1 protein-coding gene is annotated in these 638 nt (G+C 62.2%); it reads left to right on the top strand.

From position 1 onward, the window contains the following. Positions 1 to 25 precede the first annotated feature (25 nt). Positions 26 to 638, top strand: a 613-nt coding sequence (gene tnpC / locus OC446_RS30595; RefSeq protein WP_262032622.1) for an IS66 family transposase, incomplete at its 3' end; no start/stop codon positions are given.

The following is a 638-nucleotide window of genomic DNA, read 5'->3' on the forward strand; positions in this document are numbered from 1 at the left end:
CGATGAACGTCCCTGGGGATCGGCCGTGCCGCCCGCGGCGTTCTATGCCTATTCTCCGGATCGCAAAGGGGAGCGTGCCCAGCACCTGTTGTCGCCATGCCGTGGCTTCCTGCATGCCGATGCCTATGCCGGCTTCGACAAGCTCTATGTTGGCCATCCACTCACCGGCGACACGCGCCTGATCCAGGTGGCCTGTTGGGCCCACGCACGCCGCGATCTGTACAACGAGTTCCTCCGCAATCGCTCGCCTTCGGCGGAACGGGCCTTGGACCTCATCTCCGACCTGTTTGCGGTCGAAGCCGGGATCAACGGCTTGGATCCAGAAACGCGGCTCGCTGCACGCCTGGCCCGGTCGGTCCCTCTTCTGGAGATCCTGAAACGCCATCTCGACACGACGCTTGCGCGCATCAGCGGCAAAAGCGAACTCGCCAAGGCGATCCGCTATATGACATCCCGCTGGAAGGCGCTGACGGTTTACGCCACTGACGGGCGGCTTGAGATGAGCAACAATGCCGCTGAGCGAGCCATCAGACCTTTGGCGCTGGGCCGGAAGAACTATCTCTTCAGCGGTTCCGATGCCGGTGGCGATCGCGCAGCGGTCATCTACACCATTGTCGAAACCTGCAAAATGAACGGCA

It is taken from the genome of Microvirga sp. Mcv34, assembly GCF_024519725.1.
GTDB lineage: Bacteria > Pseudomonadota > Alphaproteobacteria > Rhizobiales > Beijerinckiaceae > Microvirga.